At 55.9% G+C, this 25,084-nt stretch carries 28 protein-coding genes; 22 read left to right on the top strand and 6 right to left on the bottom strand.

Going from position 1 to position 25,084, the window contains the following annotated elements; genetic code table 11:
• The first annotated feature begins 7 nt into the window (after window positions 1-7).
• From ACQG1Y_RS15960 to hisP, 14 genes are all read left to right on the top strand, one after another.
• Entirely contained in the window at window positions 8-1,021 is a 1,014-nt protein-coding gene (locus ACQG1Y_RS15960; protein WP_141414262.1) for an aspartate-semialdehyde dehydrogenase, read from the top strand.
• The gene (truA, locus tag ACQG1Y_RS15955) at window positions 1,021-1,833 is read left to right on the top strand and encodes a tRNA pseudouridine(38-40) synthase TruA (RefSeq protein WP_001286071.1); all 813 of its coding nucleotides are present in this window, start codon (window positions 1,021-1,023) and stop codon (window positions 1,831-1,833) included. The genes ACQG1Y_RS15960 and truA overlap by 1 nt, the downstream gene beginning before the upstream one ends.
• Window positions 1,834-1,861: 28 nt before the next feature.
• Window positions 1,862-2,521, top strand: a complete 660-nt coding sequence (locus tag ACQG1Y_RS15950) for a DedA family protein (protein WP_003861406.1) — start codon at window positions 1,862-1,864, stop codon at window positions 2,519-2,521.
• A gap of 154 nt (window positions 2,522-2,675) precedes the next feature.
• Complete coding sequence (accD, locus tag ACQG1Y_RS15945) at window positions 2,676-3,581, top strand: acetyl-CoA carboxylase, carboxyltransferase subunit beta (RefSeq protein ID WP_014884667.1); 906 nt, start codon at window positions 2,676-2,678, stop codon at window positions 3,579-3,581.
• Between the two features lie 70 nt (window positions 3,582-3,651).
• Window positions 3,652-4,920 carry a bifunctional tetrahydrofolate synthase/dihydrofolate synthase gene (gene folC / locus ACQG1Y_RS15940; RefSeq protein WP_023295092.1) on the top strand — a complete coding sequence of 423 codons (1,269 nt, stop codon included), beginning with the start codon at window positions 3,652-3,654 and terminating at the stop codon, window positions 4,918-4,920.
• A complete protein-coding gene (dedD, locus tag ACQG1Y_RS15935; RefSeq protein ID WP_414234670.1) occupies window positions 4,910-5,605 on the top strand; it encodes a cell division protein DedD in 696 nt (231 codons plus the stop codon). Before folC ends, dedD begins: the two co-directional genes overlap by 11 nt.
• Window positions 5,606-5,825: 220 nt before the next feature.
• Window positions 5,826-6,314: a colicin V production protein gene (gene cvpA, locus ACQG1Y_RS15930; RefSeq protein ID WP_000262116.1), complete on the top strand. Its 489-nt coding sequence runs from the start codon at window positions 5,826-5,828 to the stop codon at window positions 6,312-6,314.
• Window positions 6,315-6,347: 33 nt separating this feature from the next.
• Window positions 6,348-7,865 (top strand): amidophosphoribosyltransferase, encoded by a 1,518-nt coding sequence (gene purF, locus ACQG1Y_RS15925; protein ID WP_006811407.1) that lies wholly within the window; start codon window positions 6,348-6,350, stop codon window positions 7,863-7,865.
• 89 nt (window positions 7,866-7,954) lie between these two features.
• Window positions 7,955-8,524, top strand: a complete 570-nt coding sequence (locus ACQG1Y_RS15920; RefSeq protein ID WP_015572254.1) for a UbiX family flavin prenyltransferase — start codon at window positions 7,955-7,957, stop codon at window positions 8,522-8,524.
• A gap of 290 nt (window positions 8,525-8,814) precedes the next feature.
• Window positions 8,815-9,597 (top strand): lysine/arginine/ornithine ABC transporter substrate-binding protein ArgT, encoded by a 783-nt coding sequence (gene argT / locus ACQG1Y_RS15915; RefSeq protein WP_015572255.1) that lies wholly within the window; start codon window positions 8,815-8,817, stop codon window positions 9,595-9,597.
• Window positions 9,598-9,823: 226 nt separating this feature from the next.
• Window positions 9,824-10,606, top strand: coding sequence for a histidine ABC transporter substrate-binding protein HisJ (gene hisJ / locus ACQG1Y_RS15910; RefSeq protein WP_045906782.1), 783 nt, complete (start codon window positions 9,824-9,826; stop codon window positions 10,604-10,606).
• 88 nt (window positions 10,607-10,694) lie between these two features.
• Window positions 10,695-11,381: a histidine ABC transporter permease HisQ gene (locus ACQG1Y_RS15905; protein WP_015572256.1), complete on the top strand. Its 687-nt coding sequence runs from the start codon at window positions 10,695-10,697 to the stop codon at window positions 11,379-11,381.
• Window positions 11,378-12,091, top strand: a complete 714-nt coding sequence (locus ACQG1Y_RS15900) for an ABC transporter permease (protein ID WP_003861424.1) — start codon at window positions 11,378-11,380, stop codon at window positions 12,089-12,091. The genes ACQG1Y_RS15905 and ACQG1Y_RS15900 overlap by 4 nt, the downstream gene beginning before the upstream one ends.
• 9 nt (window positions 12,092-12,100) lie before the next feature.
• Window positions 12,101-12,874: a histidine ABC transporter ATP-binding protein HisP gene (gene hisP, locus ACQG1Y_RS15895; protein WP_003861426.1), complete on the top strand. Its 774-nt coding sequence runs from the start codon at window positions 12,101-12,103 to the stop codon at window positions 12,872-12,874.
• A 140-nt stretch (window positions 12,875-13,014) separates the two neighbouring features.
• On the opposite strand, the gene ACQG1Y_RS15890 is transcribed toward hisP, so the two are convergent.
• The 4 genes from ACQG1Y_RS15890 to yfcG form a co-directional block, all read right to left on the bottom strand.
• On the bottom strand, window positions 13,015-13,515 hold the full coding sequence (locus ACQG1Y_RS15890; protein ID WP_045343827.1) for a GNAT family N-acetyltransferase: 501 nt from the start codon (window positions 13,513-13,515) through the stop codon (window positions 13,015-13,017).
• A 44-nt stretch (window positions 13,516-13,559) separates the two neighbouring features.
• Window positions 13,560-14,453: a TIGR01777 family oxidoreductase gene (locus tag ACQG1Y_RS15885; RefSeq protein ID WP_032648963.1), complete on the bottom strand. Its 894-nt coding sequence runs from the start codon at window positions 14,451-14,453 to the stop codon at window positions 13,560-13,562.
• Window positions 14,454-14,466: 13 nt separating this feature from the next.
• Window positions 14,467-14,835 (bottom strand): dihydroneopterin triphosphate 2'-epimerase, encoded by a 369-nt coding sequence (gene folX / locus ACQG1Y_RS15880; protein ID WP_003861432.1) that lies wholly within the window; start codon window positions 14,833-14,835, stop codon window positions 14,467-14,469.
• Window positions 14,836-14,910: 75 nt separating this feature from the next.
• Window positions 14,911-15,540 (bottom strand): GSH-dependent disulfide bond oxidoreductase, encoded by a 630-nt coding sequence (gene yfcG, locus ACQG1Y_RS15875; RefSeq protein ID WP_003861434.1) that lies wholly within the window; start codon window positions 15,538-15,540, stop codon window positions 14,911-14,913.
• Window positions 15,541-15,680: 140 nt separating this feature from the next.
• Here yfcG and yfcF point away from each other — a divergent pair, with 140 nt between their 5' ends.
• Genes yfcF through yfcD form a run of 3 tightly spaced genes read left to right on the top strand, consistent with a single transcriptional unit; the run spans window position 15,681 to window position 17,555 of the window.
• Window positions 15,681-16,325 carry a glutathione transferase gene (yfcF, locus tag ACQG1Y_RS15870; RefSeq protein ID WP_017692996.1) on the top strand — a complete coding sequence of 215 codons (645 nt, stop codon included), beginning with the start codon at window positions 15,681-15,683 and terminating at the stop codon, window positions 16,323-16,325.
• A gap of 56 nt (window positions 16,326-16,381) precedes the next feature.
• Window positions 16,382-16,933 carry a phosphodiesterase gene (gene yfcE / locus ACQG1Y_RS15865; protein WP_003861437.1) on the top strand — a complete coding sequence of 184 codons (552 nt, stop codon included), beginning with the start codon at window positions 16,382-16,384 and terminating at the stop codon, window positions 16,931-16,933.
• Between the two features lie 55 nt (window positions 16,934-16,988).
• On the top strand, window positions 16,989-17,555 hold the full coding sequence (gene yfcD / locus ACQG1Y_RS15860) for an NUDIX hydrolase YfcD (RefSeq protein ID WP_006811396.1): 567 nt from the start codon (window positions 16,989-16,991) through the stop codon (window positions 17,553-17,555).
• 3 nt (window positions 17,556-17,558) lie between these two features.
• Here yfcD and ACQG1Y_RS15855 read toward each other — a convergent pair whose 3' ends face one another.
• Window positions 17,559-18,578, bottom strand: a complete 1,020-nt coding sequence (locus ACQG1Y_RS15855; RefSeq protein WP_017383439.1) for a LacI family DNA-binding transcriptional regulator — start codon at window positions 18,576-18,578, stop codon at window positions 17,559-17,561.
• A 236-nt stretch (window positions 18,579-18,814) separates the two neighbouring features.
• On the opposite strand from ACQG1Y_RS15855, the gene ACQG1Y_RS15850 reads away from it, so the two are divergent.
• The 5 genes from ACQG1Y_RS15850 (at window position 18,815) to ACQG1Y_RS15830 (ending at window position 22,796) form a co-directional block, all read left to right on the top strand.
• Window positions 18,815-19,258 (top strand): PTS sugar transporter subunit IIA, encoded by a 444-nt coding sequence (locus ACQG1Y_RS15850; protein WP_017383438.1) that lies wholly within the window; start codon window positions 18,815-18,817, stop codon window positions 19,256-19,258.
• 79 nt (window positions 19,259-19,337) lie between these two features.
• On the top strand, window positions 19,338-19,610 hold the full coding sequence (locus ACQG1Y_RS15845) for a PTS sugar transporter subunit IIB (RefSeq protein WP_003861447.1): 273 nt from the start codon (window positions 19,338-19,340) through the stop codon (window positions 19,608-19,610).
• Between the two features lie 21 nt (window positions 19,611-19,631).
• Window positions 19,632-21,023 carry a PTS ascorbate transporter subunit IIC gene (locus ACQG1Y_RS15840; protein WP_017383437.1) on the top strand — a complete coding sequence of 464 codons (1,392 nt, stop codon included), beginning with the start codon at window positions 19,632-19,634 and terminating at the stop codon, window positions 21,021-21,023.
• On the top strand, window positions 21,020-21,850 hold the full coding sequence (locus tag ACQG1Y_RS15835; RefSeq protein ID WP_015572264.1) for a transketolase: 831 nt from the start codon (window positions 21,020-21,022) through the stop codon (window positions 21,848-21,850). Before ACQG1Y_RS15840 ends, ACQG1Y_RS15835 begins: the two co-directional genes overlap by 4 nt.
• The gene (locus ACQG1Y_RS15830) at window positions 21,843-22,796 is read left to right on the top strand and encodes a transketolase family protein (RefSeq protein WP_015572265.1); all 954 of its coding nucleotides are present in this window, start codon (window positions 21,843-21,845) and stop codon (window positions 22,794-22,796) included. The genes ACQG1Y_RS15835 and ACQG1Y_RS15830 overlap by 8 nt, the downstream gene beginning before the upstream one ends.
• Window positions 22,797-22,904: 108 nt before the next feature.
• On the opposite strand, the gene pta is transcribed toward ACQG1Y_RS15830, so the two are convergent.
• Window positions 22,905-25,046, bottom strand: a complete 2,142-nt coding sequence (pta, locus tag ACQG1Y_RS15825) for a phosphate acetyltransferase (protein WP_017383435.1) — start codon at window positions 25,044-25,046, stop codon at window positions 22,905-22,907.
• Window positions 25,047-25,084 lie beyond the last annotated feature (38 nt).

Below are 25,084 nucleotides of genomic sequence, written 5' to 3'. Positions count from 1 at the left end.
AACCACCATGTCTGAAGGCTGGAACATTGCCATTTTGGGTGCCACTGGCGCCGTGGGCGAAGCCCTGCTTGAAACCCTTGCTGAGCGTCAGTTCCCGGTGGGTGAGATTTACGCACTGGCGCGTACCGACAGCGCAGGAGAACATCTGCGTTTCGGCGGCAAATCCGTGATGGTGCAGGACGCCGCCGCGTTTGACTGGACGCAGGCTCAGCTGGCGTTTTTTGCCGCAGGTGCGGAAGCCACGGCGTCTTACATAGAAGAAGCGACAAATTCAGGCTGTCTGGTGATCGACCTGAGCGGCCTGTTCTCCCTGGAGCCGGATGTGCCGCTGGTGGTGCCGGACGTCAACCCGTTTGTGCTGGCTGACTACCGCAACCGCAACATCATTGCAGTACCGAACAGTCTCACCAGCCAGTTGCTGACCGCGCTGAAGCCGCTGATCGACGACGGTGGCCTGTCGCGTATTTCCGTGACCAGCCTGCTTTCAGCCTCCTCTAACGGTAAAAAAGCCGTAGACGCACTGGCAGGGCAGAGCGCGAAGCTGCTGAACGGTATCCCGATCGACGAAGATGATTTCTTTGGCCGCCAGCTGGCGTTCAACATGCTGCCGCTGCTGCCGGATCGTGAAGGTTCGGTGCGGGAAGAGCGTCGTATCGTCGATGAAGCACGCAAAATTTTGCAGGATGACGGGCTGATGATCTCCGCGAATGTCGTGCAGTCTCCGGTCTTTTACGGCCACGCGCAGATGGTCGGGTTTGAAGCCCTGCGTCCGCTGGCGGCTGAAGAAGCCCGCGACGCGTTTGGCCGCGCTGAGGACATTGTCCTGTCCGAAGAGAGCGAATTCCCGACGCAGGTGGGCGACGCCACCGGCAGCGCGCATCTCTCTGTGGGCTGCGTGCGTAACGATTACGGTATGCCGGAGCAGGTGCAGTTCTGGTCCGTTGCCGACAACGTGCGTTTTGGCGGCGCGCTGATGGCGGTCAAAATCGCGGAGAAACTGGTGCAGGAGTATCTGTACTGATGTCAGATGTGGAACAAAAGCCGGTCCACAGAATTGCCCTCGGCATTGAATACGATGGCAGTAAATACTATGGCTGGCAGCGGCAGAATGAGGTGCGCAGCGTCCAGGAGAAGCTGGAGAAAGCGCTCTCTCAGGTGGCGAATGAACCGATAAGCGTCTTCTGTGCGGGCCGCACCGATGCCGGCGTTCACGGCACGGGGCAGGTGGTGCATTTTGACACCACCGCCGTGCGCAAAGACGCGGCCTGGACGCTGGGTGTAAATGCGAATTTGCCTGGTGACATTGCCGTACGTTGGGTGAAAGCTGTGCCGGATGATTTTCACGCGCGTTTCAGCGCGACGGCGCGGCGCTACCGTTATGTCATCTATAACCAGCGCCTGCGCCCGGCGGTGTTAAGCCAGGGCGTGACGCATTTTTATGAACCGCTGGATGCAGAACGTATGCAGCGTGCGGCGCAGTGTCTGATTGGAGAGAATGATTTTACGTCGTTTCGTGCGGTGCAGTGTCAGTCCCGTACGCCGTGGCGTAACGTCATGCACATTAACGTCAGTCGTTATGGCGCGTATGTGGTGGTGGATATCAAAGCCAATGCCTTTGTACATCATATGGTGCGGAATATTGTAGGCAGCCTGATGGAAGTGGGCGCCGGACACCAGCCGGAGAGCTGGATTGCAGAACTGCTGGCAGCGAAGGACAGAACGCTTGCGGCAGCAACGGCGAAAGCGGAAGGTCTGTATCTGGTTTCGGTGGATTATCCGGACCGGTTCGACCTGCCAAAACCGCCAATGGGCCCGCTGTTTTTAGCGGACTAAACAAAGGTGCAATTAGGGCTTAGACAATATGGACGTAATACGTTTTCTGATTGATTTCATCCTGCATATTGATGTTCACCTGGCGGAGCTGGTCGCGCAGTACGGCGTCTGGGTGTACGCCATTCTGTTCCTCATTCTGTTCTGTGAAACCGGCCTTGTGGTTACGCCGTTCCTGCCGGGAGATTCACTGCTGTTCGTGGCGGGCGCGTTATCCGCACTGCCAACGAATGATCTCAATGTCCATCTGATGGTGGTCCTGATGATCATCGCCGCGATTGTTGGTGATGCGGTCAATTACACCATCGGGCGGGTGTTTGGCGAGCGGTTGTTCAGTAATCCGGACTCGAAGATTTTCCGCCGCAGTTATTTAGATAAGACCCATGCGTTCTATGAGCGCCATGGCGGTAAGACCATTATCCTTGCCCGCTTTGTGCCTATTGTGCGTACATTTGCACCGTTTGTGGCGGGAATGGGTCACATGTCCTATCGTCATTTTGCCATGTACAACGTGGTGGGCGCGCTGCTGTGGGTGCTGCTGTTCACCTATGCAGGCTACCTGTTTGGCGATCTGCCGGTGGTTCAGGAAAACCTTAAGTTACTGATTGTAGCGATTATTGTGCTTTCCGTACTGCCTGGCGTCATCGAAATTATCCGTCACAAACGCGCGGCGGCAAAGCAAGCGAAGTAAATGCACGCTGGCGGTTCGACCACTTTTTTATCCAAAGTTTCGGGCTGTTATGTTTTAATGTGCAACATTCATGGTCTGTTGGAGGCAAAAATGGCATTATTCGCCTCTTACAGCAAAACTGGCATACGACCAGGTTCAGGCAGAAAGGTTATCAATGAGCTGGATTGAACGAATTAAAAGCAACATTACCCCAACGCGTAAAGCGAGCATTCCTGAAGGGGTATGGACGAAGTGTGATAGCTGCGGCCAGGTTCTGTATCGCGCAGAGCTGGAACGCAATCTTGAGGTGTGTCCGAAGTGTGACCACCATATGCGTATGTCGGCGCGCAACCGCCTGCATAGCCTGCTGGACGAAGGTTCTCTGGTAGAACTGGGCAGCGAACTGGAGCCAAAAGATGTGCTTAAGTTCCGCGACTCCAAAAAATACAAAGATCGTCTGGCCTCTGCACAGAAAGAGACCGGCGAGAAAGACGCGCTGATCGTCATGAAAGGCACCCTGCACGAGATGCCGGTGGTTGCCGCCGCGTTTGAGTTCTCCTTTATGGGCGGCTCAATGGGCTCTGTGGTTGGCGCGCGCTTCGTGCGTGCCGTTGAGCAGGCGCTGGAAGACAACTGCCCGCTGATCTGCTTCTCCGCCTCCGGTGGCGCACGTATGCAGGAAGCGCTGATGTCCCTGATGCAGATGGCGAAAACCTCTGCGGCGCTGGCGAAAATGCAGGAGCGCGGTCTGCCGTACATCTCGGTACTGACCGATCCAACCATGGGCGGCGTTTCTGCAAGCTTCGCGATGCTGGGCGACCTGAACATCGCTGAGCCAAAAGCGCTGATCGGCTTTGCGGGTCCTCGCGTTATCGAGCAGACCGTACGTGAGAAACTGCCGCCGGGCTTCCAGCGCAGTGAGTTCCTCATTGAGAAGGGCGCCATCGACATGATCGTCCGCCGTCCGGAAATGCGCCTGAAACTGGCAAGCGTCCTGGCGAAGCTGATGAATCTGCCGGCGCCGAACCCGGACGAGCCGCGCGAAGGCGTGGTGGTACCGGATCAGGAACCCGAGGCCTGATAACTGAAAAGGGCAGGGCCGAATGGCGCTGCCCTTTTGCTTTCTAAACCGTTAATGACAACCGGGCATCATGGAAAATAAAAGCATTCCTCAAGCCACGTCGCCCCTGGCCGCGTGGCTTTCTTATCTGGAAAACCTGCACAGTAAAACTATCGACATGGGCCTTGAGCGCGTAAGCCAGGTTGCCGCGCGTCTTGACGTGTTGAAACCCGCGCCTTTCGTATTTACCGTGGCCGGCACTAACGGTAAAGGCACCACCTGCCGCACGCTGGAATCTGTCCTGATGGCGGCGGGGTACAAGGTTGGCGTTTACAGCTCGCCGCATCTGGTGCGCTATACCGAGCGCGTGCGCGTGCAAAACACCGAGCTGGCGGAATCCGCCCATACGGCGTCGTTTGCCGCTATCGAAGCTGCGCGCGGCGAAACCTCATTAACCTATTTCGAATACGGCACCCTGTCGGCGCTGTGGCTGTTTAAGCAGGCGCAGCTGGACGTGGTGATCCTGGAAGTGGGGTTGGGCGGGCGTCTGGATGCCACCAATATGGTGGATGCGGATGTCGCCGTCGTCACCAGCATCGCGCTGGATCACACCGACTGGCTGGGCCCGGACCGCGAGAGCATTGGCCGTGAGAAGGCCGGTATTTTCCGGGCCAATAAGCCTGCCGTGGTAGGCGAACCGGACATGCCGCACACCATTGCTGAGGTAGCGAAAGAGAAGGGCGCTCGTCTGCTGCGTCGCGGCGTGGACTGGCAGTATGAGGTGCAGGACAAAGGCTGGCGCTTCAGCGATGCGCAGGGCGTGCTGGAGAATCTGCCGCTGCCGCAGGTGCCACAGCCTAACGCGGCGACTGCGCTGGCAGCCCTGCGCGCCAGCGGATTAGCGGTAAGCGAGCAGGCGATCCGCGATGGCATTCAGAACGCACTGTTACCGGGACGTTTTCAGATTGTGAGTGAGTCGCCGCGTCTGATTCTGGATGTTGCACATAATCCGCATGCGGCGGCGTACCTCGCAGGACGTCTCAAATCGTTACCAAAAACCGGGCGCGTGCTGGCGGTTATCGGTATGCTTCATGATAAAGATATCGGCGGCACGCTGGCCTGCATGGAGAGTGTGGTCGATAGCTGGTATTGTGCTCCTCTGGAAGGGCCGCGCGGCGCGACTGCTGAGCAGTTGATGGAACATCTCGGCAAAGGCGAAATCTACAGCAGTGTGGTTTCGGCCTGGCGTGCCGCGATGGCGGAGGCTAAACCAGAAGATACCGTGCTGGTGTGTGGGTCATTCCACACGGTGGCACATGTCATGGAAGTGATGGACGCGGGGAGAACCGGTGGCGAGTAAGTTTCAGAACCGTTTAACAGGAACCATTGTGCTGGTCGCGCTCGGGATGATTATTCTCCCGGGACTGCTCGACGGGCAAAAAAAGCATTACCAGGATGAATTTGCGGCCATTCCGCTGGTACCCAAACCGGGCGATCGCGACGAGCCCGATATGCTGCCAGCGGCAACGCAGGCGCTGCCTGCCCAGCCGCCAGAAGGTGCAGCGGAAGAGGTGCGCGCAGGTGATGCAGCCGCGCCGTCTCTTGATCCGTCGCGTCTGGCCGCGAATAACAACGTTGAAATCGATCCTGTACCGGTAGAGCAACCCAAACCGGTTGAAAAACCGAAGCCGGTAGAGAAAACGCAGCCTAAACCGCAGCGTGACAAAGCCGACGAGCAGCTGGCTGCGGCAACGGAAACGCCGCCACCGGCCAAACAGACCCAGCAGGAGGCCGCCCCTACGGGTAAAGCCTATGTCGTTCAGCTCGGTGCGTTGAAAAATGCAGATAAGGTCAATGAGATCGTGAGTAAACTGCGCGGCGCGGGATACCGTGTTTATACTTCACCCACCACGCCGGTACAGGGTAAAATTACCCGTATCCTCGTCGGGCCGGATGCGTCTAAAGATAAGCTCAAAGGTTCGCTTGGCGAGCTGAAGCAAATCTCCGGCCTGAGCGGTGTGGTGATGAACTACAGCGCAAACTGATAGAAATTACCCCCTCACCCTAACCCTCTCCCTTGAGGGAGAGGGCCGGGGTGAGGGGGAGGCAGACGTTCACAGAAACGTCAAAGGTGCGGTGGCGTTGAGCATTTTTTCAGCGCCTTTTTTATTTACGCGTGGGAAGGAAATCCCTACGCAAACGTTTTCTTTTTCTGTTAGAATTCGCCCCGAACTGGATGACAGGGCGTTTAATCGTGGGACACATATGGTCTGGATTGATTACGCCATCATTGCGGTGATTGGTTTTTCCTGTCTGGTTAGCCTGATCCGTGGCTTTGTTCGTGAAGCGTTATCGCTGGTAACCTGGGGTTGTGCTTTCTTTGTTGCCAGTCATTACTACACTTACCTGTCTGTCTGGTTCACGGGCTTTGAAGATGAACTGGTCCGAAACGGAATCGCCATCGCGGTGCTGTTTATCGCGACGCTGATTGTCGGCGCTATCGTCAATTACGTGATAGGTCAGCTGGTCGAGAAAACCGGTCTGTCAGGAACGGACAGGGTACTCGGCATCTGTTTCGGCGCGTTGCGAGGCGTGCTCATTGTGGCCGCGATCCTGTTCTTCCTGGATACCTTTACCGGGTTCTCCAAAAGTGAAGACTGGCAAAAATCGCAGCTCATTCCGGAGTTCAGCTTCATCATCAGATGGTTCTTTGACTATCTGCAAAGCTCGTCGAGTTTCTTGCCCAGGGCATAAACCCTGAGATGTGGCTTAACGAGGAAAAGACGAATGTGCGGTATTGTCGGTATCGCCGGTTTCATGCCGGTAAACCAGTCGATTTATGACGCGTTAACGGTGCTTCAGCACCGTGGGCAGGATGCTGCGGGTATCATCACCATTGATGCAAACAACTGCTTCCGTTTACGCAAGGCGAATGGCCTGGTAAACGATGTGTTTGAAGCCCGCCATATGCAGCGTCTGCAAGGTAATATGGGGATCGGTCACGTTCGTTATCCTACTGCTGGCAGTTCCAGCGCCTCTGAGGCTCAGCCTTTTTACGTTAACTCCCCGTATGGCATCACGCTTGCCCACAATGGCAATCTGACCAATGCCCACGAGCTGCGTAAAAAGCTGTTCGAAGAGAAACGTCGCCACATTAACACCACCTCTGATTCTGAAATCCTGCTCAATATCTTTGCCAGCGAACTGGATAACTTCCGCCATTATCCGCTGGAAGCAGACAACATTTTTGCCGCCGTTGCCGCGACTAACCGCCTGATCCGTGGCGCGTATGCTTGCGTGGCGATGATCATCGGTCACGGCATGGTGGCCTTCCGCGATCCAAACGGCATTCGCCCGCTGGTGCTCGGCAAACGTGACCTCGGCGATGGCCGTTCCGAGTACATGGTTGCCTCCGAAAGCGTGGCGCTGGACACTCTGGGCTTCGAATTCCTGCGTGATGTCGCGCCAGGCGAAGCGGTCTACATCACTGAGAAGGGCCAGCTGTTTACCCGTCAGTGCGCCGACAACCCGGTGAGCAACCCGTGCCTGTTCGAATACGTTTACTTCGCGCGTCCGGACTCGTTCATCGACAAGATTTCGGTTTACAGCGCGCGCGTCAACATGGGGACGAAGCTGGGTGAGAAGATTGCCCGCGAGTGGGACGATCTCGACATTGATGTCGTGATCCCAATCCCTGAAACCTCCTGTGATATCGCGCTGGAAATTGCCCGTATTCTGGACAAGCCGTACCGTCAGGGCTTCGTAAAAAACCGCTACGTGGGCCGCACTTTTATCATGCCGGGCCAGCAGCTGCGTCGTAAGTCCGTACGTCGTAAGCTGAACGCTAACCGTGCCGAGTTCCGCGACAAGAACGTGCTGCTGGTGGACGACTCCATTGTGCGCGGCACGACGTCTGAGCAGATCATCGAGATGGCGCGTGAGGCCGGGGCGAAGAAAGTGTATCTCGCCTCCGCAGCGCCGGAAATTCGCTTCCCGAACGTGTATGGCATTGATATGCCAACCGCTAACGAGCTGATTGCTCACGGTCGTGAAGTAGACGAAATCCGGCAGATCATCGGTGCCGACGGCCTGATTTTCCAGGATCTGAACGATCTGATCGACGCGGTGCGCGCCGAGAACCCGGATATTCAGCAGTTCGAATGCTCGGTATTCAATGGGATCTACGTAACGAAAGACGTTGACCAGCAGTATCTCGACTATCTGGATTCGCTGCGTAACGACGATGCGAAAGCCGTCCAGTTGCAAAACGATCTCGAAAGCTTAGAGATGCACAACGAAGGTTGATGCGTATGCAGGTGAGGGCGTTCGCCCTCACTTGCAACTCCCCGTAAAATCCTGCACAGTCTGCCCTGAAATCAGCAAGGGCGAAAATCATGAAACGACTCATTGTAGGGATCAGCGGTGCCAGCGGCGCGATTTATGGCGTCCGGCTTTTACAGGTGCTGCGTGACGTTGCAGGCGTAGAAACCCATCTGGTGATGAGCCAGGCGGCGCGTCAGACCCTCTCTCTTGAAACCGATCTCTCCCTGCGCGACGTTCAGGCCCTGGCTGACGTTGTCCACGATGCCCGCGATATCGCCGCCAGCATCTCTTCGGGCTCGTTTAAAACGGCCGGCATGGTTATTTTGCCCTGTTCGATTAAAACTCTTTCCGGCATTGTAAACAGCTATACCGACACGCTGGTGACGCGTGCAGCGGATGTGGTGCTGAAAGAGCGTCGTCCTCTGGTGCTTTGCGTGCGGGAAACGCCGCTGCACCTGGGACATCTGCGTTTAATGACGCAGGCAGCCGAACTGGGGGCCGTGATTATGCCGCCGGTCCCCGCGTTCTATCATCGTCCGCAAACGCTGGACGATGTCATCAACCAGACCGTTAACCGCGTACTGGATCAGTTCGATATCGACCTGCCGGAAGATCTCTTTACCCGCTGGCAGGGGGCGTGAAGCTGTGCACAAACAAGGTGCATGAAAAGACAATTTGCCCTGTTTCAGGGCAAAACTGCAACCGCGATCATATCCTCGACATTTAATTCGCTTTTTCCCTTTTTCTCTTTCCGGTTCGTTCGGCAGACCTGCTATCTTTCACCATTAAGGCAGTATCGCAACGTTTTATTAACATATTTAACGTCGAAGTTTTAACCCGACGACAATGTGGCATAAGACCTGCAAGAAAAGCCTGCAACACAACACACAACATAAACCATAATAAAATCACGGTTCTTGAGGGTAAATGTATGAAGAAGACGGTTCTGGCTCTGTCTTTGCTCGTGGGCTTGAGTGCAGCAGCAAGTAGCTATGCAGCGCTTCCACAGACAGTTCGTATCGGTACAGACGCAACCTACGCGCCATTCTCCTCCAAGGATGCGAAAGGCGACTTCGTGGGGTTTGATATCGATCTGGGAAATGAGATGTGCAAACGCATGGAAGTGAAATGCACATGGGTGGGCAGTGACTTTGACGCGCTGATCCCGTCGCTGAAAGCCAAGAAAATTGATGCCATTATCTCTTCTCTCTCCATCACGGAAAAACGTCAGCAGGAGATCGCCTTCTCTGAGAAGCTCTACGCTGCCGACTCACGTCTGATTGCCGCGAAAGGCTCGCCAATCCAGCCGACCATCGACTCGCTGAAAGGCAAACATGTTGGCGTGCTTCAGGGCTCGACCCAGGAAGGTTACGCCAATGCTAACTGGCGCGAGAAGGGCGTCGATGTTGTGGCTTACCAGAACCAGGATCTAATCTACTCTGACCTGGCGGCAGGCCGTCTGGATGCCGCGTTTCAGGATGAAGTCGCCGCGAGCGAAGGCTTCCTGAAACAGCCTGCGGGTAAAGAGTACGCCTTTGCCGGCCCGTCGGTAAAAGACAAAAAATACTTTGGCGACGGTACCGGTATTGGCCTGCGTAAGGATGATACCGAGCTGAAAGCCGCCTTCGACAAAGCGTTTAATGAGCTGCGTAAAGACGGTACCTACGACAAACTGGCGAAGAAATACTTCGATTTCAACGTCTACGGTGATTAATGCCTGAATAAGATGCACTGAAGTGGTGCATCCTAACGGGGTTATGTTCCAGTATGGTGCAATACATGCACCATACTGGATCGCTGTGTGCATAGTTAAGCATTTAAAATGCAAAAATTCCCGTTCAAAGGCATTAATCTTTGCCTGAATGAGGGGATTAATGGCACATTAACAACACCCCGTCGTCGTAAAAATCTCGTATTAAGACAGTTTGTTGAGGACAGATATGAAAAAACTGGTGTTGTCACTTTCTCTGGTACTGGCTTTTTCCAGCGCCACCGCGGCATTCGCAGCAATTCCGCAGAAAATTCGTATTGGAACTGACCCAACCTATGCACCTTTCGAATCGAAGAATGCGAAGGGGGAACTGGTCGGTTTTGACATCGATCTGGCTAACGAGCTGTGCAAACGCATTAAAGTGCAATGTACCTACGTTGAAAACCCGCTGGATGCGCTGATCCCGTCCCTGAAAGCGAAGAAAATTGACGTGATCATGTCCTCCCTGTCCATCACAGAAAAACGTCAGCAGGAGATTGCCTTCACGGACAAACTCTATGCGGCGGACTCACGTCTGGTGGTGGCGAAATCCTCTGACATTCAGCCAACCCTTGAATCTCTGAAAGGCAAACGCGTGGGCGTGTTGCAGGGTACGACGCAGGAAACCTACGGCAACGAGCACTGGGCGCCAAAGGGGATTGAAATTGTCTCTTACCAGGGCCAGGAAAACATCTACGCAGACCTCACGGCAGGCCGTATTGACGCGGCATTCCAGGATGAAGTGGCGGCAAGCGAAGGCTTCCTGAAACAGCCTGTGGGTAAAGATTACAAGTTCGGCGGTCCGTCCATTAAGGACGAAAAACTCTTTGGCGTCGGTACCGGTATGGGCCTGCGTAAAGAAGACAACGAACTGCGTGAAGCCCTGAACAAAGCGTTCGCCGAGATGCGCGCGGACGGCACCTATGACAAGCTGGCTAAAAAGTACTTCGATTTTAACATTTACGGCGGCTAATCGCCCCGTCTGATAACGTGCGGCCCCTCCCGTTGCGGGAGGGGAAAAGACACGGTTCCACCACTCACGAGACGACAGGGCACGCGGTATGCTGTACGGATTTTCTGGCGTTATTTTACAGGGCGCGCTTGTCACCCTTGAGCTGGCTATCAGCTCCGTGGTGCTGGCGGTGCTGATAGGCCTGGCGGGCGCGGGGGCAAAATTATCCGCCAACAGACCGCTGGCGCTGATATTTGAAGGCTATACCACGCTGATTCGCGGCGTGCCTGACCTGGTGCTGATGCTGCTGATCTTTTACGGCCTGCAAATCGCACTTAACGGCGTGACGGATGCCATTGGCATGGAGCAGATCGATATCGACCCGATGGTGGCCGGTATTATTACCCTTGGTTTTATCTACGGCGCTTATTTCACTGAGACTTTCCGCGGCGCTTACATGGCCGTGCCGAAAGGGCATATTGAAGCGGCGACCGCCTACGGTTTTACCTCCTCACAAACGTTTCGCCGGATCATGTTCCCGGCCATGATGCGCTACGCGCTGCCGGGCATCGGTAACAACTGGCAGGTTATTCTCAAGGCTACGGCGCTGGTCTCCCTGCTGGGTCTGGAAGATGTGGTGAAGGCCACGCAGCTGGCGGGTAAAAGCACCTGGGAACCGTTCTATTTTGCGGTGGTCTGCGGCGTAATTTATCTGGTCTTTACGACCGTCTCCAATGGTGTGCTGCTTCTGCTCGAACGTCGCTACTCCGTGGGTGTGAAGAGGGCTGACCTGTGATTGAGATTATTCAGGAGTACTGGAAATCCCTGCTGTGGACGGATGGCTACCGCTTTACTGGCGTGGCGATCACGCTGTGGCTGCTGATCTCCTCGGTGGTAATGGGCGGCATTCTGGCGGTGTTTCTTGCCATTGGCCGCGTGTCGAACAATAAATTTATCCAGTTCCCTATCTGGCTATTCACCTACGTGTTTCGCGGTACGCCGCTGTACGTGCAGCTGCTGGTGTTCTATTCCGGGATGTACACGCTGGAGATCGTGAAAGGCACCGAGATGCTGAACGCGTTCTTCCGCAGCGGTCTGAACTGTACGGTGCTGGCGCTGACCCTCAATACCTGCGCCTATACCACCGAGATCTTCGCCGGGGCCATCCGTTCTGTGCCGCACGGTGAGATCGAGGCGGCGCGCGCGTACGGCTTCTCGTCCGTGAAGCTCTACCGCTGTATTATTCTGCCTTCGGCGCTGCGTATTGCGCTGCCGGCCTACAGCAACGAAGTGATTTTAATGCTGCATTCGACGGCACTGGCGTTTACCGCCACGGTACCGGATCTGTTAAAGATTGCCCGCGATATTAACTCTGCCACCTACCAGCCGTTTACGGCGTTTGGCATTGCGGCAGTGCTCTATTTGATCATTTCTTACGTCCTGATCAGTCTGTTCCGTAAGGCTGAAAAACGCTGGTTGCAGCATATAAAACCGTCGACGCACTGAGAATTTATGATGGCTGAGAACAAATTAAACGTAATTGATTTGCACAAGCGCTACGGCGAACATGAAGTGCTGAAAGGGGTGTCGCTGGAGGCTAACGCGGGCGACGTGATCAGTATTATCGGCTCATCAGGTTCGGGTAAAAGTACCTTCCTGCGCTGCATCAACTTCCTCGAAAAGCCGAGCGAAGGATCGATTGTGGTGAGCGGACAGAACATTAATATGGTCCGTGATAAAGACGGCCAGCTTAAAGTGGCGGATAAAAACCAGCTGCGCCTGCTGCGTACACGCCTGACGATGGTGTTCCAGCACTTCAACCTCTGGAGCCACATGACGGTGCTGGAGAACGTGATGGAAGCGCCGGTTCAGGTGCTCGGCTTAAGCAAGCAGGAAGCCCGCGAGCGTGCGGTCAAATACCTGGCGAAAGTGGGTATCGACGAGCGGCAGCAGATCAAATATCCGGTGCACCTGTCAGGGGGGCAGCAGCAGCGTGTTTCCATCGCCCGTGCGCTGGCGATGGAGCCGGAAGTGTTGCTGTTTGACGAACCGACTTCCGCGCTGGATCCTGAACTCGTTGGCGAAGTGCTGCGCATCATGCAAAAGCTGGCGGAAGAGGGCAAAACGATGGTGGTGGTGACGCACGAGATGGGCTTCGCCCGTAACGTTTCTAACCACGTTATCTTTCTGCATCAGGGCAAGATAGAAGAGCAGGGGCATCCGGACGAGGTGCTGGCGAACCCGCAAAGCCCGCGTTTGCAGCAGTTCCTGAAAGGCTCGTTGAAGTAGGTTTGGCCTTTCTCCCTCTCCCTGCGGGAGAGGGCCGGGGTGAGGGCATCAGGCCGCAGAGCCGCCCAATTGCCCGGTGGCGCTTCGCTTACCGGGCCTACAAACCCCGTAGGCCGGGCAAACGCAGTGCCGCCCGGCATTCAACACTCCAGCCGATACACCCAGTCGTCATACCGTACGCCGTTAATCTCGTACGCCTTCTCCAGCACCTGCGTGCGCACAAAACCCGCTTTCTCAAGGACCCGCACCGACCCAACGTTATCTGCCAGCACGTACGCGTTTATCGCCTTCACGCCCGTCTGGTTAAATGCATACTCGCACACCGCGTGCAGCGCCTCGCTGGCAATGCCTTTTCCCTGCGCGGCAGGCACAACCGTGTAGCCAATATCCGCCTCTTCACGGTTCGCCGCACTGATTTGCAGGCCGATATCCCCGAGCGGCGTAACGTCGTTATGCAGACGGATCACAAAGACATGCTCTGCCATCAGGCGCGCGGCAAATACGCGGCGCGTCTCTTTTTCCGGCGTGATAGCGGCCATATAGCGCATGATGGCGGGGTCTTCACGCAGAGAGCGGAAGAACGCCCAGTCAGAAGGTTCGAAAGGGGTGAGGTGAAGCCGGGTTGTGGTAATGGTTGCCATAGTTAAGCCATCTCATCCAGACATGGCGTATAACTCTAACATATTCACTGCACCACATCCCCCAGCGCCTCTTCCAGGTCATACCAGCGGAACGTGAACCCGGCCGCTTCCAGCCGTTTTGGCAGCGCGCGTTGCCCGCCCAGCACCAGCACCGAAGACTCACCCATCAACAGACGAATCGCCGTTGCAGGCACGCGCAGCACCGCCGGGCGATGCAGGGCATGCCCCAGGGCATGAGCAAATTGTTCATTACGTACGGGGTAAGGCGATACCATGTTAAATGGCCCGCGCAGATCGTTGTCTAGCAGCCAGAGAATGCCGTTGACCATATCCTCGATATGGATCCACGCCAGATACTGACGACCATTGCCGATGGGCCCGCCAAGCCCCATTTTAAACGGCGGCAGCATTTTACCGAGAATACCGCCCTTCGGCGCAAGTACCACGCCGGTGCGCAGCAGGCAGACGCGGGTACGATCGCTTTGCGCCGCGCAGGCGATGCGCTCCCACTGGGCGCAGAGTTTATGGGTAAACTCGTTGTGCGGCGGCTCCTCTTCGGTCACCACCACTTCACCGAGATCGCCATAGTAGCCTGTAGCAGAGCCGGAAATCAGCACCGAAGGCGGCGTCTCGCTGTTGCGAATCAGCTCAACCAGCCTTTCGGTCATGTTCCAGCGGCTGCTGCATAAACGCTGTTTTTGCTCTTCGGTCCAGCGTTTATCGGCGATAGGTTCGCCAGCAAGGTTGATGACGGCGTCAAAGCCGTTCAGATCCTGCCTTTCCGCCAGGCCTTTCCAGATCTCAACGCCGACGCCCAGCACCTGGCGCGCTTTCTCCGGGCTGCGCGTGACCACGGTAATGTCGTGATGCAACGCCTGCAAACGTGGAATGAGATGGCGACCAATCAGGCCCGTACCGCCGGTGAGCAGGATCTTCATACAACCTCCAGGTTTACGCCTGGCGCTGCCAGCTTAACGTCATGGAGACGGAGTCGGCGTAGCGCAGGGCGTGAAGTTTATCGATCTCCACTTCAGCATAAGTGACCCAGTGGTGTTCGCGTGCGATGTCGAGCACATCCTGAGTTAATTTTTCCAGTAGCGCAAAACGGTTGTTCTCAACGTACTGGATGATGCTTTTGGTGATCGTGCGATAGTTCAGCGCGTCATTGATGTCCTCGCTGGCACGCGCCTTGTCTGCCGGGTAGTGGATCACTACATTCACCACGATATCCTGGCGATTCGCGATCTCCTCCTCTTTGATACCAATGAACGTGCGTAAGCGTAAGTTTTTTATACGAATAATAGCGTCATGCTGGGACATTGCAGGTCTTCTCCGTGTCAGTATTTTCACCTCATCATACATGAGGAAAACACCTGCACCCAACGGGGCGCAGGCTCAAATCTGATGGATTTTTTGCATGGCGCGTTCGGTGGCCGGGCGGGTCCGGATGCGCTCAAACCAGTTGTTCACCGCCGGATAAGTGGCCAGATCGATCCGGTGGCGTTCATGGGTGTTGATCCACGGCCAGCAGGCGATATCTGCGATGCTGTAATGCTCACCTCCCAGCCACGGTGATTTTTCCAGCCGACGGTTCAGGACCCCGTACAGGCGCTGGGTTTCGACCTGATATCGCTCAATGGCGTAAGGGATCGTCTGCGGCGCATAGGCAGTAAAGTGATGATTCTGCCCCAGCATCGGCCCGAGGCCGCTCGACTGCCAGAATAACCATTGCAGCGTGTGATGACGCTCGCGCAACTCCCCGCTCAGGAGCTTGCCGGTTTTCTCTGCCAGATAGAGCAAAATCTCTCCGGACTCAAACAGGCTTAACGGTTTGCCGCCGTCGGAGGGCAGGTTATCAATGATGGCCGGAATTTTATTGTTGGGCGATATGGCCAGAAAAACGGGGCGGAACTGGTCGCCTTTACTGATATCCACGCGAATGATCCGGTAGTCCACTTCGGCTTCTTCGAGAAAGAGGGTGATCTTATGGCCATTAGGGGTGGGGGCATAATAGAGATCTATCATTCTCAACTCCTGTCAGTGCGAATAGTGTTGCCATAAAAAATCAGTATAGGTGCTTGTTGTAAATCGTGAGTTTTCATCAAGTGACAGCGAGGCAAAGAGATTATATGTTGAGTGAAAACCGATCAGCCGATGAGGATGTTATGAGCCAGCCTGTAATAACGTTGTGGTCCGATGCGAACTTTTTTTCTCCTTATGTCATGAGCGTTTATGTGGCGCTGGCAGAAAAGGGGCTTACTTTTAGTCTGAAAACCGTCGACCTGGACAGCGGCGAACATCTGAAGCCCCAGTGGCAGGGCTACGCGCTCACTCGCCGAGTCCCTGTGCTGGAGATCGACGGTTTTGAGTTGAGTGAATCCTCGGCGATTGACGAGTATCTTGAGGACCGCTTTGCCCCGCCAGAGTGGGAACGCATCTATCCTCACGATCTGCAAAAGCGCGCCCGCGCTCGCCAGATCCAGGCATGGCTGCGTAGCGACCTGGTGCCGATTCGCACAGAACGCTCTACGGACGTGGTGTTCGCTGGCGTCAAAAAGCCAGCCCTCAGCGAGGAAGGCTTATCCAGCGCCCGGAAGCTGATCGAAACTGCGTCATCGCTGCTGGCGCAGGGTAACCCCAACCTGTTTGGCGAGTGGTGTATTGCCGACACCGATCTGGCGCTGATGCTCAATCGCTTGATCCTCAATGGCGATGACGTCCCACAGCTGCTGGTGGATTACGCCACATTCCAGTGGCAACGCGCGTCGGTACAGCGCTATCTGGCACTCTCTGCTAAGCGCGCGGGCTGATAAGACGGGGCGCTTAAGGTATGATAGGGGCAGTCTGAATTCCTGAGGAGTAACTGATGAAACTGATGTTTGCGTCGGATATTCATGGATCGCTGCCCGCGACCGAACGCGTGCTTTCTCTGTTCGCCCAAAGCGGGGCGCAATGGCTGGTGATCCTGGGCGACGTGTTAAACCACGGCCCACGCAATGCGTTGCCGGAAGGCTACGCTCCTGCGCAGGTGGCGGAAAAACTTAATCATTTTGCCTCGCGCATTATCGCCGTTCGCGGCAACTGTGACAGCGAAGTTGACCAGATGCTGCTGAATTTTCCCATCACCGCTCCCTGGCAACAGGTGTTGATGGAAAACAGCCGTTTGTTCCTGACCCACGGGCACCTGTTCGGCCCGGATAACCTGCCGTCACTCGCCGCTGGCGATGTCCTGGTTTATGGTCATACTCATATTCCGGTGGCGGAAAAACGCGGGGCGTTTTATCACTTTAATCCCGGGTCTGTCAGCATTCCTAAAGGCGGCAATCCGGCAAGCTACGGCATGTATGAAGACGGGACATTAAGCGTTATCGCACTTAATGATCAGCAAGTTATTGCGCAGATAGCGATTAATCCGTAAGTTACACCACAACTGCAAACGCGCCGAAAGAGCGCTTAGACGAGAAGGTTTCCCGATGGTGGAGCAGAATCATTTGGCAAGTACTGAGTGGGTTGACATTGTCAGCGAAGAGAATGAAGTGATCGCGCAGGCCAGCCGCGAACAAATGCGTGCGGAGCGTCTGCGTCACCGCGCGACGTACATCGTTGTTCATGACGGCATGGGCAAGATTCTGGTCCAGCGTCGCACCGATACCAAAGATTTTCTTCCTGGTATGCTGGATGCCACAGCGGGTGGCGTTGTGCAGGCCGATGAAGTATTGCTGGATTCCGCGCGTCGTGAAGCGGAAGAAGAGTTAGGTATCGCTGGCGTGCCGTTTGCCGAGCACGGGCAGTTTTATTTCGAAGATGAGCATTGTCGCGTCTGGGGCGGGCTGTTCAGCTGCGTTTCCCACGGGCCTTTCGCCTTGCAGGAAGAGGAAGTGAGCGAAGTGTGCTGGATGACGCCGGAAGAGATCACCGCGCGTTGCGACGAGTTCACGCCGGATTCCCTTAAAGCATTGGCGCTGTGGATGACCCGCAACGCCAAAAACGAATCCGCTAAACCGGAAAATAAGGCGGAAAAAGAGGAAGAGGCTGAGTAAGCCTTAACAGCTTTCCCGCAGACACAGGCTGGACGCGATGGGTTTATGATCGCGCCAGTCTCCGTCATTCAGACGTTCCAGTAACGCTTTCCCGGCTTCAATCCCAATCTTGCGATGCGGTACTGCCATCGTTGTCAGCGGCGGCTGGCAGACGCGGCTGACGTCGCTGTCGCCAAAGCCCACGACCGCTAAATCGTCCGGCACTTTGATGCGCCGACGCTGGCACTCATACAGCGCGCCGCAGGCCAGTTCATCTGATACGCACACCAGCGCATCCAATTCCGGCCACGCCAGCAGGAACTCTGGCAGTTGTGCCGCACCGGTGGAGAAGTTCGGCGGCATGGCGGCATTAATCACTCTGTTCGGCGACAGGTGGTGGCGCAGCATCGCCTTGTACCAGCCCTGCAAATGCTGCTGAAAAATCCACTGCTCCTGGTTAGCGCACAGCAGGCCGATATTCTGGTAGCCACGCTGAATCACCATCTCGGTAAGTTCATACATGGCGGCGACGTTATCAATCCCGATATTCATATCAATCGGATCGGCACGCATTGCACCCATTTCCATCACCGGGATAGAGGCGTTTTTCAGCCAGTGGCGTACGGTATCGGAGTGCTCGACGCTGAGCAGTATCGCCGCGGCGATATTCGAGGCCAGCAGCGTTTCGAGCAGTTTCTCTTCCTGTTCAAGACGATGCTGAGATTCCGCCAGCATGATCTGGTATCCGGCTGGCTGGAGCACCTGCTGTAGCCCGGCGAACATCTCGGAACAGCCAGCTTCGGAAAGGTTGGGAACTACCATCGCGATCGTCCATGACGACGCCGATGCCAGTGCGCTGGCGGCAAGATTGGGCATATAACCCAGCTCCTGCACCGCGGCTTCAATTTTTTCACGCAGTTTATCGGAAACCTGTTCGGGCGTGCGGAGGGCACGGGAAACAGTCATCGTGCCTACGCCGGCAAGCTGTGCGACATCCGCGAGCGTTACTTTTCCGGTACTGCGCCGTTTTCGGGTTAAAGACATACATCTTCCTGCTGACAGGACGCGATTCAGTTTCATCCTTCATTTTACGTGACAGGCAGTATACGCCTTAAATCCCTTTTTTTGCTGTGATTTCGCACCATGATAGCAATTTGATAGCGCTATCACAGTTCTGCATGTTAGTCGTTGGTAGCGCTATCTTTGTGATCGCGATCGCAGTCATTGATTGATGGGTTGAATAGAGTTTGCCCATGTCTGGTCTTTAGAGGGAGTGAAAAATGCTCAAAAAGTGGATATATGATACAACCATCATCCTACAGGATAGCGTTGAAAGCTGGCCCCAGGCGCTGGAACTGTGCGCGAAACCGCTGCTGGATTTGCAGGTCATTGCGCCGGAATATGTCACGGCTATCATCGAGCAGCACCAGACGTTAGGTCCCTACTATGTGCTGGCTCCAGGGCTGGCAATGCCACATGCGCGACCGGAAGAAGGGGCGAAAGGACTTGGCCTGTCATTATTAAAACTAAAACAGGGCGTCTCTTTTGGTGCCGGTGAGTTTGATCCCGTCGATGTGATTGTGATGCTGGCGGCACCGGACAAGCATAGCCATATCGAAATGATCTCAGCCTTAGCGGAATTATTTTCCAGCGACGAAGATATGGCTGAATTACATCGGGCGAATACGCTGGAGGAGATAAAAACCGTTATCGATCGCTTCTGATTTAATTATTTAATCCGATTCATCTCAACATTACGCGTCAGCGTGATGGGGCGTACTCTACTCAAAAAAGGGGATAACAATGAAAATCATGGCTATTTGCGGCTCCGGCCTGGGCAGCAGTTTTATGGTCGAAATGAATATTAAAAAGGTGCTCAAAAAACTGGAAATTGAGGCCGAAGTTGAACACTCCGATCTCTCCTCGGCCACGCCGGGCGCGGCGGATCTGTTTGTAATGGCGAAAGACATTGCCGCCAGCGCCAGCGTGCCGGAAAGCCAGCTGGTGGTAATCAACAATATCATCGATATCAACGAACTCGAAGCGCAGCTGCGCGCCTGGTTCGAAAGACAATAATCCTGATAAGGCGAGGTGGATATGTTTATCCTTGAAACGCTGAATTTCGTTGTTGATATTTTAAAAGTCCCTTCAGTGCTGGTCGGGTTAATTGCTCTGATTGGTCTTGTGGCGCAGAAAAAAGCCTTTTCGGATGTGGTAAAAGGCACAATTAAAACCATTCTCGGCTTTATTGTACTGGGCGGCGGCGCAACTGTGCTGGTGGGCTCTTTAAATCCGCTCGGCGGTATGTTTGAGCACGCCTTTAATATTCAGGGCATTATTCCCAACAATGAAGCTATTGTATCGATTGCCCTGGAGAAATATGGCGCTTCCACCGCGCTCATTATGGCCTTCGGGATGGTGGCGAATATTATTGTCGCGCGCTTTACCCGCCTGAAATACATCTTCCTCACCGGGCATCACACCTTCTACATGGCATGCATGATCGGCGTGATCCTGACGGTTGCAGGCTTCGAGGGGGTCGGGCTGGTCTTTACCGGTTCGTTGATCCTCGGCCTGATTATGGCCTTCTTCCCGGCGATTGCGCAGCGCTATATGAAGCGTATTACCGGCAACGATGAGATCGCCTTCGGTCATTTCGGTACGCTGGGCTACGTGCTGTCCGGCTGGATTGGCAGCAAGGTCGGGAAAGGCTCGCGCTCCACCGAAGAGATGAACCTGCCGAAGAACCTTAGCTTCCTGCGTGACAGTTCAATCTCCATCTCCCTGACCATGATGATTATCTACCTGATCATGGCGGTGAGCGCCGGACGTGAGTACGTGGAGGCCACCTTCAGCGGCGGCCAAAACTACCTGGTATACGCCATCATTATGGCCATCACCTTCGCGGCAGGCGTGTTCATCATCTTGCAGGGCGTGCGCCTGATTCTGGCGGAAATCGTCCCGGCCTTTACCGGCTTCTCGGAAAAACTGGTGCCCAATGCGCGGCCTGCGCTGGACTGCCCGGTAGTCTACCCGTATGCGCCAAACGCGGTGCTGATTGGTTTCCTGTTTAGCTTCCTCGGCGGGATTGTTGGGTTGTTCATCTGCGGTCAGTTTAGCTGGGTGCTGATCCTCCCGGGCGTCGTTCCGCACTTCTTCACCGGCGCAACGGCGGGCGTGTTCGGTAACGCCACCGGTGGACGCCGCGGGGCAATGATTGGCGCCTTTGCTAACGGCCTGCTGATCACCTTCCTCCCGGTCCTGCTGCTGCCTGTTCTGGGCGCAATTGGCTTTGCGAATACGACCTTCTCGGACGCTGATTTTGGTGCGGTCGGGATTGTGCTGGGCAACCTGGCACGCTTCCTGTCGCCGCTTGCCATCACCGGACTGGTTGTTGTGTTGTTCGCGCTGCTGGTGGCCTACAACGTCTTCGCTAAAAACAAACCTGCCAGCGGTAACGCGCAGGAAAACCCCGGAGCCAAATCATGAATGAGAATGAAATAACCGACCTGGCGCGTCAGATCCGCCTTGAGACGCTGAAATCCCTTACGCAGCTGGGTTTTGGTCACTACGGTGGCAGCATGTCAGTCGTTGAAACGCTGGCCGTTCTGTACGGCGCGGTGATGAAAATTGACCCGGCCGATCCGGACTGGCCAGAGCGCGATTACTTTGTGCTGTCGAAAGGCCATGCGGGGCCGGCGCTGTACAGCACGCTGGCGATTAAGGGCTACTTCCCGATTGAAGAGCTGAGCACGCTGAACCAGAACGGGACGCGTCTGCCAAGTCACCCGGATCGCCTGAAAACACGCGGCGTGGATGCCACCACCGGTTCACTGGGGCAGGGGATCTCCATCGCTGGCGGCATGGCGCTGTCGCACAAGCTGGCAGGTAGGCCAAACCGGGTGTTTTGCATCGTTGGCGACGGAGAACTGAATGAAGGGCAGTGCTGGGAAGCCTTCCAGTTTATCGCTCACCATCGACTGAACAACCTGACGGTATTCGTGGACTGGAACAAACAGCAGCTCGACGGCGAGCTGGACGAAATCATCAGCGCCTTCGACCTGGAAGGCAAATTCCGCGCCTTTGGTTTTGACGTGGTGACGGTGAAAGGGGATGACATTCCGGCGCTGCTGGAGGTGACCGCGCCGATCCCTGAGGCTGATGCGCGTCCGCGGGTGGTGATCCTCGACAGCATCAAAGGGCAGGGGGTGCCATACCTGGAACAGCTCAGCAACTCGCATCACCTGCGATTAACCGAGGAGAGCAAAGCGGCGCTTAACGAGACGATTCGCCAACTGGAGGCTTCACATGATTAAGGTTGCACCGACAGGACAGAAAGATGCCGTTGAGATGCGTAAGGTCTACGCGGGTTTTGTGGCAAAACAGATTGAGGCCGGGAGCGAGATCATTGCGCTCGAAGCGGATCTGATGAGTTCGATGGCGATGGACGGCGTAGCGCGTGATTATCCACAGCACGTTATCAACTGCGGCATTATGGAGGCCAACGTGATTGGGACGGCCGCCGGGCTGTCGCTCACCGGACGTAAGCCGTTCGTCCATACCTTTACCGCCTTTGCCAGCCGTCGCTGCTTCGACCAGCTGTTTATGTCCCTGGACTACCAGCGCAATAACGTGAAGGTGATTGCCTCGGATGCGGGCGTGACGGCCTGCCACAACGGCGGGACGCATATGTCTTTTGAGGATATGGGCATCGTGCGCGGTCTGGCGCATTCAGTGGTGCTGGAGGTGACCGATGCGGTGATGTTCGAAGATGTGCTGCGTCAGCTTATCGACCTGGAAGGCTTTTACTGGGTAAGGACCATCCGTAAACAGGCGCCGAGCGTGTATGCCCCGGGGTCAACCTTCACCATCGGCAAGGGCAACGTGCTGCGCGAGGGAACCGATATTACCCTGATTGCTAACGGCATTATGGTGGCGGAAGCGCTGGAGGCGGCGCGCCAGCTGGAGCAGGAGGGGGTAAGCGCAGCGGTCATCGACATGTTTACCCTGAAGCCCATCGATCGGATGCTGGTGAAAAATTATGCCGAGAAAACCGGGCGTATTGTGACCTGCGAAAATCACAGCATTCACAACGGGCTGGGGTCGGCGGTGGCGGAAGTGCTGGTGGAAACCTGTCCGGTGCCTATGCGGCGGGTGGGGGTGAAGGAACGGTATGGACAGGTGGGTACGCAGGACTTCTTGCAGAAGGAGTATGGCCTGACGGCACATGACATTGTGTCGGCGGCGCGGGAGCTGCTGTAATAAAAAAGGCGACCATTTGTGGTCGCCTCTCTTGCCGGATGGCGCTTCGCTTATCCGGCCTATAAAACCGTAGGCCCGGTAAGCGCTAGCGCCACCGGGCTTTTTAGCTTACTGCTGCTGCGAAGACTGGATCGCGGTCAGCGCGATGGTGTAGACGATATCGTCAACCAGCGCACCACGGGACAGGTCGTTCACAGGTTTGCGCATGCCTTGCAGCATTGGCCCGATGGAGATCAGGTCTGCTGAACGCTGTACCGCTTTATAGGTGGTGTTACCGGTGTTCAGATCCGGGAAGATGAACACGGTAGCGCGACCTGCAACCGGCGAGTTCGGCGCTTTGGATTTCGCCACGTCAGCCATTACCGCGGCATCGTACTGGAGCGGGCCGTCGATCATCAGATCCGGACGTTTTTCCTGTGCAATGCGGGTCGCTTCACGGACTTTCTCTACGTCACTACCTGCACCAGAGGTGCCGGTGGAGTAGGAGAGCATCGCGACGCGTGGTTCGATACCGAAGGCAATCGCGGAGTCCGCAGACTGGATAGCGATTTCTGCCAGCTGCTCTGCGGTTGGGTCCGGGTTGATCGCGCAGTCGCCGTAAACGTAAACCTGTTCAGGCAGCAGCATGAAGAACACGGAAGAGACCAGAGAGCTGCCCGGTGCAGTTTTGATCAGCTGCAACGGTGGACGGATGGTATTTGCGGTGGTGTGAACCGCACCGGAAACCAGACCGTCAACTTCGTCCTGCTCCAGCATCAGCGTACCCAGCACCACGTTGTCTTCCAGCTGCTCGCGCGCAACGGCTTCGGTCATGCCTTTGTTCTTACGCAGCTCAACCAGACGGGCAACGTAGCTTTCGCGGACCACGTCAGGATCAACGATTTCGATGCCCGCGCCGAGCTCAACGCCCTGAGACGCCGCAACGCGGTTGATCTCATCCGGGTTACCCAGCAGCACACAGGTCGCGATACCGCGCTCTGCACAGATGGCTGCCGCTTTAACGGTACGTGGTTCGTCGCCTTCTGGCAGAACCACGCGTTTGCCCGCTTTACGCGCCAGCTCGGTCAGCTGGTAACGGAAGGCTGGAGGAGACAGACGACGGCTGCGCTCGGAGGTCGCGGTCAGGGATTCGATCCAGTCTGCGTTGATGTAGCCCGCAACGTATTCCTGAACTTTCTCGATACGCTCGTGGTCATCAACCGGCACTTCGAGGTTGAAGCTTTGCAGGCTCAGGGAGGTCTGCCAGGTGTTGGTGTTCACCATGAAGACTGGCAGGCCAGTGGCGAACGCACGTTCGCACAGCTTGCTTACGCGTGGGTCCATCTCGTAGGCGCCGGTCAGCAGGATCGCGCCGATCTCCACGCCGTTCATCGCGGCCAGACAGGCTGCAACCAGCACGTCCGGACGGTCTGCGGAGGTTACCAGCAGGGAACCTGCACGGAAGTGCTCCAGCATGTGTGGAATGCTACGTGCGCAGAAAGTTACGGACTTCACGCGGCGGGTGTTGATATCGCCTTCGTTGATCACGGTGGCGTTCAGGTGACGCGCCATATCGATTGCACGGGTGGCAATCAGATCGAAGCTCCATGGCACCGCGCCCAGAACAGGCAGCGGGCTGGAATCCTGCAACTTAGCCGGGTCAACTTTGATGACTTTCGCTTTGGAAGAGTCGTCAAAAATTTCGGACAGGTCAGGACGCGTACGGCCCTGCTCATCTACTGGCGCGTTCAGCTTGTTAACAATCACGCCGGTGATGCTGGTGTTTTTCGCACCGCCGAAGCTGCTGCGCGTCAGTTCGATACGCTCTTTCAGCTGCTCTGGGGTATCCGTGCCCTGAGACATCACGAAAACGATCTCTGCGTTCAGGGTTTTCGCGATTTCAAAGTTCAGAGACTGGGCAAACTGGTGTTTACGGGTTGGGACCAGGCCTTCAACCAGCACCACTTCCGCGTCCTGCGCGTTTGCGTGGTAGTTGGCAATGATCTCTTCCATCAGCACGTCTTTCTGGTTGCTGGAGAGCAGAGATTCAACGTGGCTCATCTTCAGCGGTTCAGCCGCTGGCAGATTGGAGTTCTTGCGAACGATGGTGGTGGTCTGGTCTGGCGCATCGCCACCGGCACGTGGCTGGGCGATAGGCTTAAAGACGCTCAGACGAACGCCTTTGCGTTCCATAGCGCGGATCACGCCGAGGCTGACGCTGGTCAGGCCGACGCTGGTTCCGGTAGGGATCAGCATAATAGTACGGGACACGGTTTATCCTCTTTCGTTACCGCCGCGTTGGGCGGGTT

Origin of the sequence: Enterobacter cloacae complex sp. 397G4 (assembly GCF_050031515.1) — a bacterium.
Taxonomy (GTDB): Bacteria; Pseudomonadota; Gammaproteobacteria; order Enterobacterales; family Enterobacteriaceae; genus Enterobacter; species Enterobacter hormaechei_C.
The sequence above is the reverse complement of the archived record's forward strand: the minus strand, read 5'-3'. Positions and strand labels throughout refer to the sequence as shown.

What these genes read in the sequence shown, in the direction of transcription:
- ACQG1Y_RS15960 (WP_141414262.1), top strand. Translation starts at nt 8, where the DNA reads ATGTCTGAAGGCTGGAACATTGCCATTTTGGGTGCCACTGGCGCCGTG.
- truA (WP_001286071.1), top strand. Translation starts at nt 1,021, where the DNA reads ATGTCAGATGTGGAACAAAAGCCGGTCCACAGAATTGCCCTCGGCATT.
- ACQG1Y_RS15950 (WP_003861406.1), top strand. Translation starts at nt 1,862, where the DNA reads ATGGACGTAATACGTTTTCTGATTGATTTCATCCTGCATATTGATGTT.
- accD (WP_014884667.1), top strand. Translation starts at nt 2,676, where the DNA reads ATGAGCTGGATTGAACGAATTAAAAGCAACATTACCCCAACGCGTAAA.
- folC (WP_023295092.1), top strand. Translation starts at nt 3,652, where the DNA reads ATGGAAAATAAAAGCATTCCTCAAGCCACGTCGCCCCTGGCCGCGTGG.
- cvpA (WP_000262116.1), top strand. Translation starts at nt 5,826, where the DNA reads ATGGTCTGGATTGATTACGCCATCATTGCGGTGATTGGTTTTTCCTGT.
- purF (WP_006811407.1), top strand. Translation starts at nt 6,348, where the DNA reads ATGTGCGGTATTGTCGGTATCGCCGGTTTCATGCCGGTAAACCAGTCG.
- ACQG1Y_RS15920 (WP_015572254.1), top strand. Translation starts at nt 7,955, where the DNA reads ATGAAACGACTCATTGTAGGGATCAGCGGTGCCAGCGGCGCGATTTAT.
- argT (WP_015572255.1), top strand. Translation starts at nt 8,815, where the DNA reads ATGAAGAAGACGGTTCTGGCTCTGTCTTTGCTCGTGGGCTTGAGTGCA.
- hisJ (WP_045906782.1), top strand. Translation starts at nt 9,824, where the DNA reads ATGAAAAAACTGGTGTTGTCACTTTCTCTGGTACTGGCTTTTTCCAGC.
- ACQG1Y_RS15905 (WP_015572256.1), top strand. Translation starts at nt 10,695, where the DNA reads ATGCTGTACGGATTTTCTGGCGTTATTTTACAGGGCGCGCTTGTCACC.
- hisP (WP_003861426.1), top strand. Translation starts at nt 12,101, where the DNA reads ATGGCTGAGAACAAATTAAACGTAATTGATTTGCACAAGCGCTACGGC.
- ACQG1Y_RS15890 (WP_045343827.1), bottom strand. Translation starts at nt 13,515, where the DNA reads ATGGCAACCATTACCACAACCCGGCTTCACCTCACCCCTTTCGAACCT.
- ACQG1Y_RS15885 (WP_032648963.1), bottom strand. Translation starts at nt 14,453, where the DNA reads ATGAAGATCCTGCTCACCGGCGGTACGGGCCTGATTGGTCGCCATCTC.
- folX (WP_003861432.1), bottom strand. Translation starts at nt 14,835, where the DNA reads ATGTCCCAGCATGACGCTATTATTCGTATAAAAAACTTACGCTTACGC.
- yfcG (WP_003861434.1), bottom strand. Translation starts at nt 15,540, where the DNA reads ATGATAGATCTCTATTATGCCCCCACCCCTAATGGCCATAAGATCACC.
- yfcF (WP_017692996.1), top strand. Translation starts at nt 15,681, where the DNA reads ATGAGCCAGCCTGTAATAACGTTGTGGTCCGATGCGAACTTTTTTTCT.
- yfcE (WP_003861437.1), top strand. Translation starts at nt 16,382, where the DNA reads ATGAAACTGATGTTTGCGTCGGATATTCATGGATCGCTGCCCGCGACC.
- yfcD (WP_006811396.1), top strand. Translation starts at nt 16,989, where the DNA reads ATGGTGGAGCAGAATCATTTGGCAAGTACTGAGTGGGTTGACATTGTC.
- ACQG1Y_RS15855 (WP_017383439.1), bottom strand. Translation starts at nt 18,578, where the DNA reads ATGTCTTTAACCCGAAAACGGCGCAGTACCGGAAAAGTAACGCTCGCG.
- ACQG1Y_RS15850 (WP_017383438.1), top strand. Translation starts at nt 18,815, where the DNA reads ATGCTCAAAAAGTGGATATATGATACAACCATCATCCTACAGGATAGC.
- ACQG1Y_RS15845 (WP_003861447.1), top strand. Translation starts at nt 19,338, where the DNA reads ATGAAAATCATGGCTATTTGCGGCTCCGGCCTGGGCAGCAGTTTTATG.
- ACQG1Y_RS15840 (WP_017383437.1), top strand. Translation starts at nt 19,632, where the DNA reads ATGTTTATCCTTGAAACGCTGAATTTCGTTGTTGATATTTTAAAAGTC.
- ACQG1Y_RS15835 (WP_015572264.1), top strand. Translation starts at nt 21,020, where the DNA reads ATGAATGAGAATGAAATAACCGACCTGGCGCGTCAGATCCGCCTTGAG.
- ACQG1Y_RS15830 (WP_015572265.1), top strand. Translation starts at nt 21,843, where the DNA reads ATGATTAAGGTTGCACCGACAGGACAGAAAGATGCCGTTGAGATGCGT.